Consider the following 18,017-nt stretch of genomic DNA (forward strand, 5'->3'; position numbering starts at 1 on the left):
CGTGCAATGGACTAATGGAGCTGAAGTCTGCGAAGCGCCTGAAGGCGAAGCGCGATGATGAAAAGCGGTACCCCGATCAGGGTCAGCGCCAGCCCGATCGGCATCGGCATGTCGCGCAAGGGTCCACGGGCAAGAGCATCGGCCGCGATCACGAGGATGCCGCCCGTCAGGCCGGAGAGATAAAGCCGGGCGCGACCGGTGGCGGGCGACACGAAGGCTGCGATCTGAGGGGCGAGCACACCCAGAAAGGTCAAAGGACCGACGGCCGTGACCGAGGCCGAACTCAGCACCACGGCAAAGATCAGGATCAGCGGTCGCGACCATCCGACCGACACGCCGAGCGACATCGCCATCTGGTGGCCGAGATCGTAGACGCCGAGGGCCCGCCCGACGAGAAAGATGCCGGCAAGGCTTGCCAGAAACAGCGGCAGAAAATTGGCGATCGTCGGCCAGCTCGCCTGAAACAGCGAGCCGGCCATCCAGTCGGCAAGCGCAACCGAGGTCTGTGTCGGGGTATAAAGCAGCAGCATGGCGGCGATCGACGAAAGCACCGTCTCGATGGCGATGCCCATCAGCAGGATCGCCAGACCGCTGGAGCGCTCCCCGCCGACCAGCAGGATGAGGGCCAGGCCGACACCGAGCCCGCCACCCACCGCGGCCAGCGCGATCAGCACCTTCGGCGCGCCGGGCACCAGTACCAAAAGCAGCATGATGGTCGTCATCGAGCCCTGGCTGAGGCCGAAAAGCCCGGGATCGGCAAGCGGATTGCGGGCCAGCGACTGCAGCATGGCACCGGCCAGTGCCACGCTCCACCCGGCCAGGAAACCCAGCACGATGCGGGGAAGCCGGACGGTCCAGAGCGCGTAGAGCTGCTCGTCGCCGAGGGGTTCGCCGAAGAGCCACTGGACCAGATCGAGCAGACCGGTGTCGGTATTGCCAAGGCCGGTCGACAGCGCGGCCAGATAAACGATGACGCCGATCAGTGCGAGAGCGGCCAACAGATTGCCGAGGCCGAGCTGCAGGCCGCCGGTCAGCCGGACGATCGCCTTCCCATCCGTCGCGCGGTCGAGCTTCATCACGTGGCACCTGCCGGCGACAGATAGAAGCGCTTGACGATGACGATGAAAACCAGCCCGCCAAGGAGGTCCATAAGGAGACCGGTATGCGGCACGTAAGGGGTAAACAGCGTCTGGGCCAGCAGGTCGGCGACCAGGCAGAGGGTGGCCCCGGCAAAGGCGGCCGTCGGCAGCGCGCTGGAAAAATTCGCGCCGACCAGCGGACGCACGATATGGGGGACCACCAGGCCGATGAAGCCGATCGGGCCGCAGATGGCGACCGCCGAACCGGCTGCCAGCATGGCGGCAATGAGGCCGGCCCACGAGACCCTGGCCACATCGACGCCGGCCGATGCCGCCTTCTCCTCGCCAAGCAAAATCAGGGTCATCGGCCGGGCAAGGGCAAAAAGCAGGGCGATGGCGCCGGCACCGATCCACCAGAAATCGGCAAGCCGGTCGATATAGACGTGATTGATGTTGCCCGCGACCCAGCCCAGAAACTCGGCGCGACGGGTTGGATCCGACAGCAGCAGCGCATTGGTCATGCCGACCAGCAGCATCGAGGTGAGCGCGCCGGAGAGGATCAGCGACAGTCCGCGCGGATCGCGCGTGCGCCCGGCCATACGGGCAATGCCAAGGCAGGTGGCAAAACCGAAAACGGCACCGGCAAGGGCGGCCATGCCTTGCGCGGCGGTGCCGAGATCGAAGACGAAGGCGCCCGCGATAACGAACAGGGTGGCGCCGGAATTGACGCCGAGTGTCGATGGTGAGGCGAGCGGGTTGCGCACCAGTCCTTGAAACACCATCCCGGAAACAGCTGTGGTCGCCCCGACATAGAGCGCGATCAGCGCGCGCGGCAGCCGCTGGTAAAGCAGAACCGATTGCTCATAGGTCTCGACATTGCCATGCATCAAGGTTCCCGCCATCTCGCGATAGCTGAGGGCGCCGATGCCGTAGGTCAGGTGGACACAGGCCGTGACCGCAAGCAGCAACGCTGCGCCTGGAATGACGAAAGGTCGGATAGTCATGCCGATACCGCGACGACCCCGGGCCGGACGCCTGAAGCGTATCGAGGCTCGATCCGCGGCACGCAGACAAGGCGTCCCTGACGGGTGAATATCTCGGTGTCGAGGCCGAAGACACGCTCGACGCTGACCGGCGTGACGGTGGTGGCGACCGGGCCGGCGGCTGCGACCCGCCCGTCCCGCAACATCACGATATCGTCGGCAAAGGCGAGCGTCAGGTTAAGGTCATGCAGGACGATGATCACCGTCTTGCCATGCCGTTCGCAGAGATCGCGCACGAGGCCGAGCACGGCGTATTGATATTTCATGTCGAGGTGATTGACCGGCTCGTCCATCAGGATCACGTCGGTATCCTGCGCCAGCACCATGGCAATCCAGGCGCGCTGGCGCTGTCCGCCGGACAGGGCGTTGACCTGGCAACGGGCCTTGTCGGCCAGACCGACAATCTCCAGCGCCTCGGCAAACAGCCGGCGATCCTTGTCGCTCGGGCCGCCTGACAGCGAATAGCGCGCATAACCCGCAAGCTCTATCAATTCCCCAAGCGTCATATAGTCGGGGCACTGGCATTCCTGCGGCAGATAGGCGACGCGCCGGGCAAGCGCGCGCCGGCCGATGCCGGCGATCGGCTGCCCGTCGAAGCGGATCTCGCCGGACGAGGCGGGCAGGAAGCCCATGATCGCCTTCAGCAGCGTCGACTTGCCACAGCCGTTCGGGCCGACGAGCGCGGTGAGCCGGCCACCGGCGAAGCGGGCGTTCAGTCCATGCAGAACCGGGGTTTTGCCATAGGCGGCGGCGAGATCGACGGCTTCCAGCACCGGAATTGCAACTCCTGTAATCACTCTTGTCGCGACACTAAACTATAGTAAAAGACTCCACAATTCGAAATTGGCTTTGTAAGGCCGTGGATTTCTGCGTGGAGGGTGGCGAATGAGGATCAGGACATGAGCGTTGGCGGCAAGCTTCACATCGGCATGTCGCTGGCCCCGACCTGGCTGAGCGGCGAGGGTTGGCGGCGGCCCGACAGCGATGTGGAGGGTATCTTCTCGGCCGATTATTACGTCGATATCGCCCGGCGCGCCGAAGCCGCCCATGTCGATTTCGTCTTCCGTCCGGATACGCTCTTCCTGCCGACAGCGGCGCTGGAAAACGGGCCGGGCTTTTCCAGCCTCGACCCGACCGTGCTTCTGGCGACGATCGCGCGGGAAACCAGCCATGTGGGCCTGCTGTCGACCGTATCGACCACCTTCCTGCCGCCTTATATGGCGGCGCGACAATTGCAGTCGCTGCACTGGCTGAGCGGCGGACGGGCCGGCTGGAACATCGTCACGGCGCTGGACGGCCACGAGAATTTCGGCCTGGGGGAGATGCCCTCTGCCGAGGAGCGCTATCAGCGCGCTGCCGAATTTACCGATGTCGTGATGAAGCTCTGGGCGAGCTATCCCCAGGATGCGCTGAAGATGGACCGCGGGAGCGGACGCTTCGCCGATGCCGCCCGCGTCCGGCCGATAGAGCACCAAGGGCCGCATTTCAGCGTCAGGGGGCCGCTCAACCTGCCGGCGCAGGGCCCGACCAGAATGCCGTTGATCCAGGCGGGGGCCTCGACGGCGGGACGCAATTTTGCAGCCTCCGTGGCCGACGCGGTGTTCGCCTCGACGCCGGACCGGCAGGCCGCAGTCGATCTTCGGGCAGACCTGCGCATGCGTGCTGCCGCCCATGGCCGTTCGCCGGATGCAATCAATCTGATGCCGGGCCTCAGCCTCTATCTCGCCGGCAGCAAGGCCGAGGCGATGGAACTTTTTAAGGAGACCCATGCGCGGGCCGACCGCGCACGCAGCCTGGCAACCATCCGGGAGATGACCGGACTGGATCTCTCCGACTGGCCGCAGGACCGCAAGGTGACGGTCGGCGATCTTCCGCTGCCGCCCGAAACGCCGCGCAGCCGCACCCATGCGCAATTGTTGCAAAGGTTGATCGCGCGCGAAGCCCTGACGGTCGGCGAGCTGCTGTGGCGGCCCGAAGTCATGGGGTCCGCCCACTGGCAGGTGATCGGCACGGTCGAGGACGCCTTCGAGGCGGTGCGCGACTGGACGGCGGCCGGGGCGGTCGACGGCTTCGTCGCCGTGCCCGGCGGATCGGTGTCCTCCATGCGGCTGGTGCTGGAGCGGTTGCTGCCGAAACTTGCCGATGCCGGGCTGTTCCGCAAGGTCTATGCAGGCCGGACCTTTGCCGGCCATCTGGCGGAATAGGACGGCGGTATTTGGCTGCTACGGGTATTTGTCGTCGATGCGAATTGACGAAGGACCGATGTCGCGGGCGCGCGCAAGGCCCCGGAGAAAAGGGCCCCGCCGGCATGTCCCCTCCACCCTCGTTGGCCGAAGGCGGCACTTTTATTCTCAACGAATCCTTGCATATTCAACCGCAGGCAAGCGAGGCGTTGCAAATAGGCCTGACCTCGGCAGGAGAACTCCATGGCAAGACAACCCAAGATCACCTTTATCGGCGCCGGCTCGACGGTGTTCATGAAGAACATCGTCGGCGATCTGCTGCATCGCCCGGCGCTGCAGGCGGCGACCATCGCGCTGATGGACATCAATACCGAGCGGCTTGCCGAGAGCGAGATCGTGGCGGGCAAGATTGCCCGATCGTTGCAGACACGCGCAAAGGTCGAGACCTATACAGACCAGCGCCGGGCGCTGGAGGGAGCCGATTTCGTCGTCGTCGCCTTCCAGATCGGCGGCTTCGAGCCCTGCACGGTCACCGATTTCGAGGTGCCCAAGGTCTATGGTCTGCGCCAGACGATCGCCGACACGCTGGGCGTCGGCGGTATCATGCGGGGGTTGCGCACCGTGCCGCATCTCTGGAGCATCTGCGAAGACATGCTGGATGTCTGCCCCGACGCGATCATGCTGCAATATGTAAATCCGATGGCGATCAACACCTGGGCGATCGCGGAAAAATACCCTGCCATCAAGCAGGTCGGCCTTTGCCATTCGGTGCAGGGCACGGCCTTCGAACTGGCCCGCGATCTGGATATTCCCGTCGACGAGATCCGCTACCGTGCGGCCGGCATCAACCACATGGCCTTCTATCTGAAATTCGAGCACCGCCAGGCCGACGGCAGCTATGCGGATCTCTATCCGGCCCTGCTGCGTGGCTACCGGGAGGGCCGCTTTCCCAAACCCAGCCACTGGAACCCGCGTTGCCCGAACAAGGTGCGCTACGAGATGCTGACGCGGCTAGGCTATTTCGTCACCGAGAGCTCCGAACATTTTGCCGAATACACCCCTTATTTCATCAAGGATGGCCGTGACGACCTGATCGAGAAATACGGCATACCGCTGGACGAATATCCCAAGCGCTGCGTCGAGCAGATCGAACGCTGGAAGTCGCAGGCCCAGGTCTTCAAGGATGCCGAGACCATCGACGTGAAGCCGAGCCATGAATATGCCTCGTCGATCGTCAACTCGGTCTGGACCGGCGAACCCTCGGTGATCTACGGCAATGTCCGCAACAATGGCTGCATCACCTCGCTGCCGGACAATTGTGCCGCCGAAGTGCCGTGCCTGGTCGACGACAACGGGATACAGCCGACCTTTATCGGCGCGCTCCCGCCACAGCTGACGGCGCTGATCCGGACCAATATCAATGTCCAGGAGCTCACCGTGCAGGCGCTGATGACCGAAAACCGCGAGCATATCTATCACGCGGCGATGATGGACCCGCATACGGCCGCCGAACTCGATCTCGAGCAGATCTGGTCGCTGACCGACGATCTGCTGGCCGCCCATCACGACTGGTTGCCGCACTGGGCACGGACTGACGGCCGGGAGCGCAGCGTGGCCTCCTGAGTCGCGGCTTGAGGGAAAATTCGGGCCGGTAAATCTTGCGAATCGGACGCGGACGTCGAGCCTCACGTCCACGCCTGGCTCTGAAAGTGATGCGCCGGAGACACGGTTTGGAGGTCATCCACCGTGTCGTCTGCGCGAGCTTGGCGCCCGCATCAGGCCAGGAGCGCGCAAAATTACCGCCGCAGATGCTGGATTCCGCGGCGTTTTCATCAAAATTCCATTAACCTCTTGTTAACCAAAAAGCTCTTGACGCGACTCGGGGTTTATACCACCGTCGCTAACGGAGAATGGTGAATATGAATTCACTGGCCGTAACTGAGGCGGTCGCCTGTTAGTTCTTGCCCACTCTGTATGTGGCGTGGCTGGCCGGTATTGCTGATAAAAATTTTCCTCGTGGCTCCGGCGCGCGGTCATCATGGGGGTGACTGGCCGGCGACGGCAAGAGGCGAGAATGGAGATATTGGATGGTCGATCCGTCCGGCATGACAGATCAACAGGCAGGGACGGCGCGGCCGGCCGATGAAACCATTGCGGCCGACGCCGAGGCGCTGTCGGCGCAGTTGCAGGCGATGCGCGAGCGGCTCTATGCGCCCGCGTCGCAAAAGACCTTGCGCCGCTTCACGTCCGGCGAGGCCGCAAGGCTGGTCGGCGTCTCCGACGGCTATCTGCGGCAGCTGTCGCTTGCCGGCGACGGCCCGCAGCCGGATGTCGGCGCGGGTGGACGGCGCTCCTATTCGCTTGAGGACATTGACGCACTCCGTCGCTTCCTTGCCGATCAGGCGCTTTCCAAGGGCAACGCGGTCAAGGCGCGCGGCTATGTAAAATGGCGCGATCCCGCCCGGGGCGAACATCTGCAGGTCATCTCGGTCACCAATTTCAAGGGCGGCTCGGGCAAGACCACGTCCTCGGTGCATCTGGCGCAATATCTGGCCATGGCCGGTCACCGGGTGCTTGCCGTCGATCTCGACCCGCAGGCCTCGCTTTCGGCACTGTTCGGCTATCAGCCCGAACTCGACCTCGTCGGCAACGACACGGTCTATGGCGCGATCCGCTATGACGACGATGTCCGTCCGCTGAAGGACATCATCCGCAAGACGTATTTCCACAATATCGATCTGGTGCCCGGCAACCTGGAGCTCCAGGAATTCGAGCATGCCACGCCGCGCGCGCTGTCGACGCGCAAGCCCGGCGACCAGAGCGGCCTGTTCTTCACCCGTCTGCAATCGGCGCTCGAAAGCGTCGCCGACGACTACGACGTGGTCGTGCTCGACTGCCCGCCGCAGCTCGGCTATCTGACCCTGTCGGCGCTCTGCGCTTCGACCTCGGTGGTCGTCACCGTGCATCCGCAAATGCTCGACGTCGCCTCGATGAGCCAGTTCCTGTTCATGACGGCGGATCTGCTGAATGTCGTGCGCGAGGCTGGCGGCACGCTCAATTTCGATTTCCTGCGCTATCTCGTCACCCGTTTCGAGCCGCATGACGGGCCGCAGACGCAGATCGTCGGCTTCCTGCGCTCGCTGTTCGGTGAACGCGTGCTGACATCGCCGATGTTGAAATCCACCGCGATCTCGGATGCGGGCCTGACCAAGCAGACCCTTTACGAGGTTGGTCGGGAAAATTTCTCGCGCGGCACCTATGACCGGGCGATAGAGGCGCTCGATGCCGTCAACGGCGAGATCGAGGCTTTGATACATTCTGCATGGGGGCGCTGATCATGGCAGGTCGCGATCGCAAGAACTCGTTGAAAGCGCTGTTCGGCGAACCGATGCCGCCGGCGCCGGAAATCAAGTCCGTACCGGACCCTATCGTTTCGAAGTCCGGGGAGGGGGATGGAGACGCTGCCTCGTCTCCTCCTCCCGTCCCGGCACCCGAAGCCGCTGCGAGGCCCGCTCCGCCGGCGGCGCCTCGCGCGGCCTCGGGCGCAGTCAAGGCCATGGGCCTGTCGCTCGGCTCGATTACCCGCGAGGCCGAGGAGGCGCGTGCGCTGCGCCAGGCTCTGGAAGAGGGTGAGCGCATCGTCTCGCTCGAAACAGACCGGATCGACGGCTCCTTCGTGTCCGATCGCCTGAGCAAGGGGGCTACCGACGACCCGGATTTCGAGACGCTGGTCGAAAGCATCCGCGAGAGCGGCCAGCAGGTGCCGATCCTCGTGCGCCCGCATCCCGAAAAGACCGGCCGCTTCCAGGTCGCCTATGGCCATCGACGGCTGCAGGCGTCAGTGCGGCTCGGCCAGCCGGTCAAGGCGATCGTGCGGGCGCTCAGCGATGACGATCTGGTGCTGGCGCAGGGCAAGGAGAATGCCGAGCGCCGCAATCTGTCCTTCATCGAGCGGGCGCTGTTTGCGGCGGCCCTTGTCGAGCGCGGCTTCGACCGCAAGCTGATCGGTGAGGCGCTTGCCGTGCAGAAGAGCGAGTTGTCGCGTCTGTTGCAGGTGGCCGACAGTGTGCCGCATCACTTTGCCCGGGCGATCGGCCCGGCGCCGAAGACCGGCCGCGAGCGCTGGATGGCGCTCGGCGAGGTCTTTACCAAAGGCGGCGAGGGTGCTCTGGCCAAGGCTTACCAGGAGACGGACTCCGCCCCGTTCCTGAAGGCCGATACCGACCAGCGCTTCAAGATGCTGTTTGATCGCCTGAACCGTCGATGGGTTAGGCCTAAGCCGGCGGATGAAACCATCCTCGGCGCGGACGGCATGCTGCTGGCGCGGATCAACCGCAAGGGCAAGGCAGCGAAGATCGAATTCGTCGCCGATACCGATCCCGAATTTATTGAGGCAATCTCGAAACTGATTGTCGAGGAACATGCGCGCTTCGCCAAGGCGAAGGGCCAATAGGATTTCGCTGGCGGTGCAGGAAAACCCTGCGCCGCTTTATCCGTATCACCTGAGAGAGGAAGGGCGAGCAGACAAGAAAAAAGGACCCCAAAACGTCACCATTTCGGAAGTCCCCTCTTCGATGTAGCAATTTGAGAGAATCACTTCCAACGGGCAAAGTCAAGAGTCGACGTCGGTTTGCGCCGCGCCGGGCCTGATTTATTGCGTCAATTTCAACGTGTCCGAGTCTTTGCCTCCGGTCCGCATGGTTCCGGTTGTCGGTGGTGTCTGCGCTGAAGGTCCGCCTTGTCTCCTCGATGAAGGGGACCTGACGATGATCGAGAGACTTGCAACGACGCCGTTTGGCGGCGGGCGCATGACTGCGCGCCATTTCAGCAGACAAAAGGCGGTTGAAGACCGCCAGAAAGCGTTGGCCGAAGGGCAGGGCGGCAATGACAGCGGGGAGGCCGACAAATGGCAGCTGCTGCGCGCGCTGACCGAGGCGCGCCAGGTCTACGGTCTGGGCGACCGGACCATCATGCTGCTCGAAGCGCTGGTCTCCTTCACCACCGAACGGTTGCTGGATGGCCGTGCACCGATCATCGTCTTTCCGTCGAACCGTGAGCTGGCGCTGCGGGCCCGCGGCATGGCGCCTGCCACCATCCGCCGGCACCTGGCGGCTCTGGTCGACGCCGGGCTGATCTTTCGCCGTGACAGCGCCAATGGCAAGCGCTTCTGCCGGCGCGACGACAAGGGGCTGGTTGAGGATGCCTTCGGCTTCGATCTGGCGCCGCTGGCCCTGAAGGCCGGCGAGATTTACCGGCACGCCGAGGAGGCACGGTTGCTGGCCCGTGCGATCCGCACCGTGAAGGCTGAAATCACGCTCCATCGCCGCGACATGGCAAAGATCATCGAGATCGCCCTGGAAGAGGGTCGCAAGGGCGATTGGGTCGCCTATCTCGAACGGCTGGGGGCTGCGCACCTGGCGGGCGTTCGCCACGCGTCGCTCGAGACGCTGAACGGCACCCGCGACACCCTGGTGACGCTGCGTGGCGAGGTGGAGACTGCCTACCTGAATTCCCTCAGTGAACAGGAATTGAGCGCCAATGACGATCAAACTGAGCGCCATTATCAGAATTCAAATGCAGACCTACATCTTGAAACAAAAGGCTATGAGTCAAAAGGTGGCGAAGGCGTCATTCCCGATGAACCGCCGAAGCCGGAGCGTCTGGCGGTAAGCCTCAAGCGGGTGATGGCAAGTTGCCCGCAGATTGCCGATTATGCACAGGGCGGGATCCGCAACTGGGCCGATCTGGTGAAAACCGCCGATCTCGTGCGTTCGATGCTCGGTGTCTCGCCGGATGCCTGGGGCAAGGCGCGCGCGGCGATGGGCGAGCAGGCGGCAGCCGTGGTCATGGCGGCGCTGCTCGAACGGGCCGATATCATCCGTTCGCCGGGCGGTTATCTGCGGGATCTGACCCGCAAGGCGCAAGCCGGGCAGTTCTCCATCTTTCCGATGCTGCAGGCGCTGGAACGCCGAACCGAATGACACCGATGCTTGCCTGTGAACAAGCGCATAGGCGTGGCGCTTGGCGTTTGATCACGTGATCAGCGCGGGCTATGTCAAGGGGTCGATGGCAATGCGGACGAACCGGAAATGAGCATGCGAGAGTGGCGGCAGGAAACGCTCTGGACGATGACGGCGAATGCTGCCTCGGACTATTCCACGACGGGACTGCCCGAGACGGCCGACATTGTCGTCATTGGCGGCGGTTTTACCGGAATGACGGCGGCTTTGGAACTGGCAAGAGCCGGAAAACGCGTCGTCGTGCTGGAGCAGTCGCTGATCGGTGAAGGCGCAAGCGGCATGAATGCCGGCTTCGTCGTGCCGAATTTTGCCAAGGCCGATCCGGATGCCGTGCGCCGCAAATTGCCCGGAGCTAAGGCCGAAGCACTGTTGCAACTGGTAGCCGAAGGCGGCGACGCGGTCTTTGCGACGATACGCCAGGAACAGATCGCCTGCGACGGTCGGCAGGTCGGCTGGTTGCAGCCGGCTTACGGAACAAAGGCGGCCGACATGCTGCGGCGCCGGGCCGAAACCTGGCAGAGGCTTGGACGCCCGGTGCGCTTTCTCTCGGCGGACGAAATCGAAGCTGAAACCGGCATGGCGATCTATCAGGGCGGTCTGCTGGACGAGAGCGGCGGCACGATCCATCCGCTGAACTACCTCTTCGGGCTGGCAAAGGCGGTAACCCGGTGCGGCGGCCTGATCCGCGAACAGGCCGCGGTGCAGGCGGTGCAAAAGACCGGCAAGGGGTGGCAGGTCGGTTACGCCGGTGGCGAAATCGCAGCCGATGTCGTGCTTCTGGCGACCAATGCCTTTACCGACGGCATTGCAGCGAGCCTCGGGCGGACCGTGGTGCCCCTGCGGGTCTACCAGGTCGCAACCCGGCCGCTTTCCGATACGGTCGTCGAGCGGATTGCGCCGAGGCGTCGGCCGGTCGGAGACACACGGCTCAATCTCTTCACCTACCGGCTGGACCGCGACAATAGGCTGATCAGCGGCGGCATGGCGATCAATCCGCGCGGCGCCCCGGAACGCGTCGGCAAGGCGGTCATCGATCGGCTGGTGCACGAGCTGAGGCTGGAGGCCCGTCCCGAGATCGAGATCGTCTGGAGCGGCGTTGCGGCGATGACCCCCGATTTCCTGCCGCGCATCCACGAATATGGTCCGGGATTTATCGGCGGGATCGGCTGCAATGGCCGGGGGATCGCGATGACGGGGCAACTCGGCCGGGTTCTGGCGCGCGCCGCCCTCGGAGAGCGTGCCGCCAGCCTTCCGGTGCCACTTCTGAGCCCGCGAAACCTGCCCTTCCACCGGCTGACGCCGCTTGCGGCCTCTGCAGGCCTTGCCCAGGCCAGACTTTCGGACTGGTGGCACGGCTGAGCATCAGCGGTGGCCAGATAAACGCGCCAGCTGATCGCAGAGCTCTGTCGTCTGGTCACGCGTCGTCACATTGCCGGGCGAAAACCGCAATGTGGCGCCTCGGCAATCGCAATAGATGCCGTTTTTACGCAATCCTGCCTGCATGCCCGTCGCCTGCGCGGCATCCGTAACGCGGATCATCACGCTGCCGCCCCGGCTTTCGGGATCGGTCGGAGACGAAAGCGCCAGTCCGCTTGCACGCGCGGCCTCGACAATCATTTCGGTCAGCATAAGATTATGGGCCGCAAGGGCTTCGACACCTGTCTGATGGACAAAATCGAGGCCCGGCAGTGAGGCGATGGCCGCCAGCACGGCCGGCGTGCCATGATCGAAGCGCCTGCCGTCATCGGCATAGGAAAAAGCATCGAGATCCCAGGAAAACGGATTGGGCTGGCTGAACCAGCCGCGCAGTTCCGGCCTGCACCGCGCCAGAAGATCGGGCCGCACATAGAGCGCGCCGGCGCCCGACGCGCCGCAGAGCCATTTGAGCGAGGATCCGACGACCACATCGAGATCGGCGACCTCGAAGGGGCGAATGCCGACGCCCTGGGTGATATCGGCAACGACAATCGAGCCCATGCGGCTGCCGTGTGCGGAAAGCGTTTCAAGATCGGCCCGCTTAGAGGTGGTCGAGGACACCCAGGTGACCAGGGCCAGTCCGACATCCTCGCCCCAGTGCTGCAGGAAATCCTCGTCACGGACATAGCTCTCGCCCTGGCGCATCGGCACGGTGTCGAGCGTGAAACCGAAGCGGTCCTGCAGACCGGCAAGCAGGAAATGCAGGCTTGGAAAACAGTCGGCCGCCGCAAGCACACGCTTGCCCTTCAGCCGTTCCTCCGGCAGAGCGCCGATCAGGCTGTAGAGCGCGAGCGTCACGTTCTCGACCGTGGTCATCGATCCGGCGGGCGCGCCGATCAGCGTCTCCCATCCCCGAATGAAGCGCGCGCGCAAGGTGAGCGCCTCGGGCCACTGCCCGTCGTCTTCGGCCGACCAGATCGTGGAAAACCGGGCGAGTGCCGCGCCCATCGTCTCCGCCTTGCCGGGAAAGGTGCCGATCGAGTGATAGAGGAAGTAGGCCATGCGCGTAAGGTCCGGAAAGCGTTATGAAAAAGAGAAAGGCGGGCCGAGGGTGGCGTCACGCCGGGCACATGTCCTGCAGAAGCGCCTGGGTGGCCTCGATGTCCTTGACCATCAGGGCGGCCGCCGTCTTGCCGTCGCCCTTGCGGAAGCTGTCGATCATCTCGTAGTGATAGGTGGAATAGGGATGGATGGTTCCGGCGTCGATCTGCTGCTTCACCAGATCGGAGAGCATGCGCATATAAGGGCCGAAGCGCAGCCAGAGTGTCTCGATCATCTGCGGCAAGACTTCCGAGCCGGATTTCTCATAGATGGCGAAGTGGAATTCCTGGTTCTTGCGCAGCATCTCGTAGACCTGACCGTCGATGCCCAGCGCCTGGTGTTCGCGGGCCAGTTTCAGGCAGTGCTCGATCTCTTCGTCAGAAAGCCTCTCTGCCGCCAGTTCGGTCGCCAGCCCTTCCAGCGCCTTTCGCGCGCGGCAGAGATCGTCGAGACGCTCGCGGGAGACGGCGGGCACCCGGGCCGAACCGCTGCGGCCGATCTCCAGGCCCTTTTCGGCCGCCAGCCGCCGCAGCGCCTCGCGCACCGGCATGTGGCTGGTGCCGAATTCCGCGGCCAGCGATGCGATCGTCGTCACCTGGTCCGGTTCGAACTGGCCCCACATCAGCGCATGGCGCAGCTGTTCGTAGACGCCGTCCTGAACCGTGACCCTGGAAGAGACTTTCGACAGTCCTGTGTTGTGCATCTTTCCCATCTCGTTTCAGGTTTCGCTGCAATAAGCTTTGCGTGCCAAAGTATAGGGGAGCTCACCTTGTCTTGTGGTCTTCAAAGGGGCGAGTCAAGCCGAGTGCAGGGGATCAACGGGTCTTCTCCTTGCGGAACCTGACCTCCAGAATGCCGACGAGACGGACCAGCGGCAGGAGAAACACCAGATAGATGATCGCCGCCCCGATCAGGGGTGTCGGATTGGCGTGCAGTGCCTGGGCGTCCTGCGCTTCCTTCAGGAGTTCGGGCAGGGCGACGGTGGAGGCAAGGGCCGTGTCCTTGAACATCGAGACGCAATTGCTGGTGGTCGGCGGTATGACGATGCGGATCGCCTGCGGCAGCACGACCTTCCACAGCGCCACCGGAAAGGGCACGCCAAGCGCTGCCGCCGCCTCGAACTGGCCGGCCGGGACGCTTTCGATGCCGGAACGGAAGACTTCCGCCGAATAGGCCGCCATCACCAGCGAAAACGAGAGCACCGCCGAGGTCCAGGCGGAAAACCGGATCCCGACAAAGGGGAGCGCATAGTAGACGAGGATCAGCACCACCAGGACCGGCATGGCGCGGAAGACGTCGATATAGGCGACGGTCAGCAGCCGCAGCGGCTTTGGCGCGTAGAGCCTGACGACGCTGATGAGGAGGCCGCAGGAGACCCCGAACAGGATGGCGAGCAGGCCGAGCACCAGCGTGTTGACCAGACCGCGCATCAGGATAGGCAGGCTTGCCCAGAGCACATCGGTGTTGAAGAAGGTTTCCGTCAGGGTCATGGGCGCCGACTTTCGAGCGACAGGAGGGGGTGGAGCGCATCATGGGATGCGCTCCATAACGGGCGGGCAATCCTTACCGGATCGGCGCCGGGTTCACGCCTTGGGGATCGGCTGTTCGGTGACCGTCGACGAGCCCTCAGCCGGCGCGGAGCCGAACCACTTCTCGTGGATCTTGACCATCGTGCCGTCCTTCTTCATCGCGGTGATCGCGTCGTTCAGCTTGCCCAGCAGCGGGTGATCCTTGGCCATCATCAGGCCATACTGCTCGCCGGTCTTGATCCGGGCGGCAACGCTGAATCCCTTCATCTTGGTGAACAGGTATTCCATGCCGGGAATGTCGGATACGACAGCGTCGACGCGGCCGGCTCCCAGGTCGAGGAACATGTCCTGCTGGGCGTTATAGCCCTTCACGTCGGAAATGCCCTTGTCGGCCTGGTTGTCCTTGACCCATTTCTCGCCGGTCGAGCCGGAGAGGACGCCGACGACCTTGCCCTTGAGCGCGTCGACGCTTGCAATATCGCTGCCGTCCTTGGTGGCGACGCCCATGTCGGAATCGTAATAGGGCTGGGTGAAGGACTGCGACTGCAGCCGTTCCTTGGTGATGGTGATCGAGGAGATCGCGACATCGATGCGCTTGGAACTGGTGGCGGCAAACAGCGCCTGGAAGCCGTAATCGGCGATCTCCGGCGTCAGGCCGGCGCGCTTGGCGGCCTCGGTCGCGATGTCGACCTCGAAACCTTCGAAGGTGCCGCTCTCGTTCTTGAACTCAAACGGCGGATTGCTGGGATAGGCACCGATCTGCAGGCTATCGGCGGCCTTTGCGGAAAAGGCGCCGGCGGCAAGGCCAAGCATGGTTGCCATGATCAGGGTATTGCGGCGGGTCAGCATTATTGTTGGTCTCCCTCTGGTTGGTCCCCCATGCCGGGTTCGACATGGAGTCTGCCGGCGATCTTGCCGCCGTCATTTCCGTGACGCCCGGGAGACCATCTCAAGCGTGATGGTCCGGGCGCAATAGCGATCCGCTCAGCCCTTGCGCGCGGCGATGATCTCGGCCAGCGCCGCCTCGAAGCGGGCGATCTCCTCGACCTTGTTATAATGGACGAGCGAGACACGCACAGCGCCGCTTTCCATGGAAAGACCAAGCCGCTTCATCAGGCGGGGTGCGAACATGTGGCCGTCGCGCACGCCGATGCGGCGCTTGCCGAGCTCGGCGGAAAGAAGCTGCGGGCTCACGCCGGGGATGTTGAAACAGATGGTCGGCACGCGCTGGGACAACCTCGCCTCGTCCGAGATGCCGTAGATCGTCGCATCGTGGCGCTTCAGCACCGCGATCATTTCTGCGGCAAGCGTCAGCTCGTATGCGCGGATGGCGGCCATGGCGGCCGTCAGCGCCTCGCGACGGCTATGCTCTCCGGCCGGCAGGAAGCGTTCGCCGACACTTTCCAGGTAGCGGACGGCGGCATCCATGCCGGCGACATTCTCGTAAGGGAAGGTGCCGACCTCGATCTTGTAGGGGGGAACGTCGGGAATGAAATCTTCCTTGAAGGTCGGCAGGCGGCAGAGCGCGTCGTAGCGGCCCCAGAGGAAGCCCATATGCGGCGAGAAGTTCTTGTAGCCGGAGCAGACCAGATAATCGCAGTCCCAGGCCTGGACGTCGATCAGGCCGTGCGGACCGTAATGCACGCTGTCGAGGAAGACCTCGGCGCCCGCTGCATGGGCGATGCGGCCGACCGCTGCGACATCGACCATGGTGCCGATCGAGTGGGCGGTGACCGTGCAGGCGACCAGCCGCGTCTTTTCATTGACCAGGGGTTTGAGGTCTTCCGGGTCGAGCGTGCCATCCTCGCGCATGTGCCACCAGACAATCTTTGCGCCGTCCGCCTCCAGCGCGGTCCAGGTGGCGATATTCGCGTCATGGTCCATGTCGGTGACGACGATCTCGTTACGGGTCGACAGCATTTTCGAAATGCCGAGGCTGACGAGCCGGATGAAGGAGGTGGCGTTGAGGCCGAAGGAGATTTCGTCGGGGCGATAGGCATTGACGAGGGTGGCCACGCTCTCGCGCGCGGCGTCCAGATTCGCATCCACCTTCTGGCTGTGCTCGTAGCGGGCCATGCGCTGCACATTGGCGTCGATCAGGTGGTTGGTCACGGCATCGACCACCGTCTGGGGCACCTGCGCCCCGCCGGCATTCTCCAGGAAGATGAAATCGCCGGCCTTTTCAATGGCCGGAAACAGGGCGCGGATTTCATCGACGGGAAAGCTGTTGCGAAGGGTCTGGTGCTGCGGCGACGTCTGGAGGTTCATGTCGGATCCTGTAGGTCTTTGCCGCTGACCGTAGCCATGCGGGGCATGTGATTTCGTCAAGTTTTGATGATTTGATCACAAGATATTTGAGAGTTCAACTATCTCGCGCGGCAATTTCTGGTGCTTGGTGTGTCCGAAATTGCGCTCACCAGCGGTCACTCTGCGTGTCCTGAAAGGAACGCAGGTATATCCCATTGACATATCCCGATCCCAAGCCCATTTTTTGGATGTGCCTTAAGGGATCGCGGAAGGGGGCTTTCATGGAGCGTGGTGCAGTTTTTCGAAGCAATCGCAGCCAGGCCATCCGGCTGCCAAAAGCGGTTGCCATGCCCGATGATGTCACGCGTGTGGATATCGTCGCGGTCGGGCGTACCCGGGTGATAGCACCCGCCGGTGAAATCTGGGACAGTTGGTTCGAGGGGGCGGAGGCGACACCCGATTTCATGGATGAACGGGATCAGCCTGCCTTGCAGGAGCGCGAAGCGTTCTGATGCTGAAATACATGCTGGACACCAATATCTGCATTTTCACGATCAAGAACCGGCCGCAAAAGGTGCGCGAGGCCTTCAATCGCCACCAGGATCAGCTTTGCATCAGCTCCGTCAGCCTGATGGAGTTGATATACGGGGCAGAAAAATCGGCCAGTCCAGAACGCAATTTGGCTGTCGTAGAAGGCTTTGCGGCACGCCTTGAGGTCTTGCCCTATGACGACTTTGCCGCAAGCCATACAGGTCAGCTGCGGGCAGAGCTTGCCCGGAGCGGTACGCCCATCGGACCCTATGATCAGCTGATCGCAGGGCATGCGCGCTCCCGCGGGCTGGTCTTGGTGACAAATAACCGGCGCGAGTTTGATCGTGTGCCCGGTTTGCGTGTCGAGGATTGGTCAGTTTAGCCGCGTGTGCAGAGATCGCGACGGTCTCCGGGCGGCTGAAAAGCGGCGGGCCTATTCCGTCCGCTTTGTCTCGTCCCGGTCGCGCTCGTAGCCATGGACGCCGGGAACTGGCGGGAGCCAGCTCTCTCGGCGGACGGTCCAGAGTTCATAGGTCGGTGTGAACTGGCCCGAAGTATCGAGCGCGCCGAGATTGACTTCTACCTCGTCACCGGTCCGGCTGAACACCGACGAGCCGCAGCGCGGACAGAAGTGGCGCCCCTTGTAGGCTTGTGTCTCGCCCTCGACGGATACGGCGGTCTCGGGAAAGATCGCGGAGGCATGAAACGGCGCGCCATGATGCTTGCGGCAATCGAGGCAATGGCAGAGCCCGACGCGATAGGGCTTGCCGCTCGCCTCAAAACGCACGCTGCCACAAAGGCAACCGCCCACATGTCGCTCTTCCATGCTGATCCTCCCTACATTGGTGCATCAGCTTAGGCGCTCGCA

General features: G+C 63.4%; 17 protein-coding genes. 8 read left to right on the forward strand and 9 right to left on the reverse strand.

Annotated features, from left to right (window positions below; translation table 11 throughout):
• Positions 1-11 precede the first annotated feature (11 nt).
• Genes J2Z17_RS04935 through J2Z17_RS04945 form a run of 3 tightly spaced genes read right to left on the reverse strand, consistent with a single transcriptional unit; the run spans position 12 to position 2,895 of the window.
• On the reverse strand, positions 12-1,076 hold the full coding sequence (locus J2Z17_RS04935) for a FecCD family ABC transporter permease (protein ID WP_209942745.1): 1,065 nt from the start codon (positions 1,074-1,076) through the stop codon (positions 12-14).
• Positions 1,076-2,083: a FecCD family ABC transporter permease gene (locus tag J2Z17_RS04940; protein WP_209942746.1), complete on the reverse strand. Its 1,008-nt coding sequence runs from the start codon at positions 2,081-2,083 to the stop codon at positions 1,076-1,078. The genes J2Z17_RS04935 and J2Z17_RS04940 overlap by 1 nt, the downstream gene beginning before the upstream one ends.
• On the reverse strand, positions 2,080-2,895 hold the full coding sequence (locus J2Z17_RS04945; protein ID WP_209942747.1) for an ABC transporter ATP-binding protein: 816 nt from the start codon (positions 2,893-2,895) through the stop codon (positions 2,080-2,082). The genes J2Z17_RS04940 and J2Z17_RS04945 overlap by 4 nt, the downstream gene beginning before the upstream one ends.
• A gap of 126 nt (positions 2,896-3,021) precedes the next feature.
• On the opposite strand from J2Z17_RS04945, the gene J2Z17_RS04950 reads away from it, so the two are divergent.
• From J2Z17_RS04950 to J2Z17_RS04975, 6 genes are all read left to right on the forward strand, one after another.
• Positions 3,022-4,326 carry an NtaA/DmoA family FMN-dependent monooxygenase gene (locus J2Z17_RS04950; protein WP_209942748.1) on the forward strand — a complete coding sequence of 435 codons (1,305 nt, stop codon included), beginning with the start codon at positions 3,022-3,024 and terminating at the stop codon, positions 4,324-4,326.
• Between the two features lie 222 nt (positions 4,327-4,548).
• Positions 4,549-5,928 (forward strand): alpha-glucosidase/alpha-galactosidase, encoded by a 1,380-nt coding sequence (gene melA / locus J2Z17_RS04955; protein ID WP_209942750.1) that lies wholly within the window; start codon positions 4,549-4,551, stop codon positions 5,926-5,928.
• A 464-nt stretch (positions 5,929-6,392) separates the two neighbouring features.
• The gene (gene repA / locus J2Z17_RS04960; protein WP_209942752.1) at positions 6,393-7,640 is read left to right on the forward strand and encodes a plasmid partitioning protein RepA; all 1,248 of its coding nucleotides are present in this window, start codon (positions 6,393-6,395) and stop codon (positions 7,638-7,640) included.
• Positions 7,641-7,642: 2 nt separating this feature from the next.
• On the forward strand, positions 7,643-8,758 hold the full coding sequence (gene repB / locus J2Z17_RS04965) for a plasmid partitioning protein RepB (RefSeq protein ID WP_209942755.1): 1,116 nt from the start codon (positions 7,643-7,645) through the stop codon (positions 8,756-8,758).
• Between the two features lie 313 nt (positions 8,759-9,071).
• Entirely contained in the window at positions 9,072-10,286 is a 1,215-nt protein-coding gene (gene repC / locus J2Z17_RS04970) for a plasmid replication protein RepC (protein ID WP_209942757.1), read from the forward strand.
• A 108-nt stretch (positions 10,287-10,394) separates the two neighbouring features.
• Positions 10,395-11,684 carry an NAD(P)/FAD-dependent oxidoreductase gene (locus J2Z17_RS04975; RefSeq protein WP_209942759.1) on the forward strand — a complete coding sequence of 430 codons (1,290 nt, stop codon included), beginning with the start codon at positions 10,395-10,397 and terminating at the stop codon, positions 11,682-11,684.
• Positions 11,685-11,687: 3 nt separating this feature from the next.
• Here J2Z17_RS04975 and J2Z17_RS04980 read toward each other — a convergent pair whose 3' ends face one another.
• The 5 genes from J2Z17_RS04980 to J2Z17_RS05000 form a co-directional block, all read right to left on the reverse strand.
• Positions 11,688-12,803: an aminotransferase class V-fold PLP-dependent enzyme gene (locus J2Z17_RS04980; protein ID WP_209942761.1), complete on the reverse strand. Its 1,116-nt coding sequence runs from the start codon at positions 12,801-12,803 to the stop codon at positions 11,688-11,690.
• A 55-nt stretch (positions 12,804-12,858) separates the two neighbouring features.
• Positions 12,859-13,545 carry a GntR family transcriptional regulator gene (locus tag J2Z17_RS04985; protein ID WP_209942763.1) on the reverse strand — a complete coding sequence of 229 codons (687 nt, stop codon included), beginning with the start codon at positions 13,543-13,545 and terminating at the stop codon, positions 12,859-12,861.
• Between the two features lie 112 nt (positions 13,546-13,657).
• Positions 13,658-14,332 (reverse strand): amino acid ABC transporter permease, encoded by a 675-nt coding sequence (locus J2Z17_RS04990; RefSeq protein ID WP_209942765.1) that lies wholly within the window; start codon positions 14,330-14,332, stop codon positions 13,658-13,660.
• Between the two features lie 93 nt (positions 14,333-14,425).
• Positions 14,426-15,223, reverse strand: a complete 798-nt coding sequence (locus tag J2Z17_RS04995; protein ID WP_209942984.1) for an ABC transporter substrate-binding protein — start codon at positions 15,221-15,223, stop codon at positions 14,426-14,428.
• Positions 15,224-15,355: 132 nt separating this feature from the next.
• The gene (locus J2Z17_RS05000) at positions 15,356-16,639 is read right to left on the reverse strand and encodes a cysteine desulfurase-like protein (protein WP_209942769.1); all 1,284 of its coding nucleotides are present in this window, start codon (positions 16,637-16,639) and stop codon (positions 15,356-15,358) included.
• A gap of 260 nt (positions 16,640-16,899) precedes the next feature.
• Between J2Z17_RS05000 and vapB the strand changes: the two genes are divergently transcribed.
• Both vapB and vapC read left to right on the forward strand, forming a co-directional pair.
• Positions 16,900-17,130, forward strand: a complete 231-nt coding sequence (gene vapB, locus J2Z17_RS05005) for a type II toxin-antitoxin system VapB family antitoxin (protein WP_209942771.1) — start codon at positions 16,900-16,902, stop codon at positions 17,128-17,130.
• Positions 17,130-17,531, forward strand: coding sequence for a type II toxin-antitoxin system tRNA(fMet)-specific endonuclease VapC (gene vapC / locus J2Z17_RS05010; protein WP_209942773.1), 402 nt, complete (start codon positions 17,130-17,132; stop codon positions 17,529-17,531). The genes vapB and vapC overlap by 1 nt, the downstream gene beginning before the upstream one ends.
• 51 nt (positions 17,532-17,582) lie before the next feature.
• Here vapC and J2Z17_RS05015 read toward each other — a convergent pair whose 3' ends face one another.
• A complete protein-coding gene (locus tag J2Z17_RS05015) occupies positions 17,583-17,975 on the reverse strand; it encodes a GFA family protein (RefSeq protein WP_209942775.1) in 393 nt (130 codons plus the stop codon).
• Positions 17,976-18,017 lie beyond the last annotated feature (42 nt).

It is taken from the genome of Heterorhizobium halophytocola (assembly GCF_017873095.1).
GTDB classification, from domain to species: Bacteria; Pseudomonadota; Alphaproteobacteria; order Rhizobiales; family Rhizobiaceae; genus Allorhizobium; species Allorhizobium halophytocola.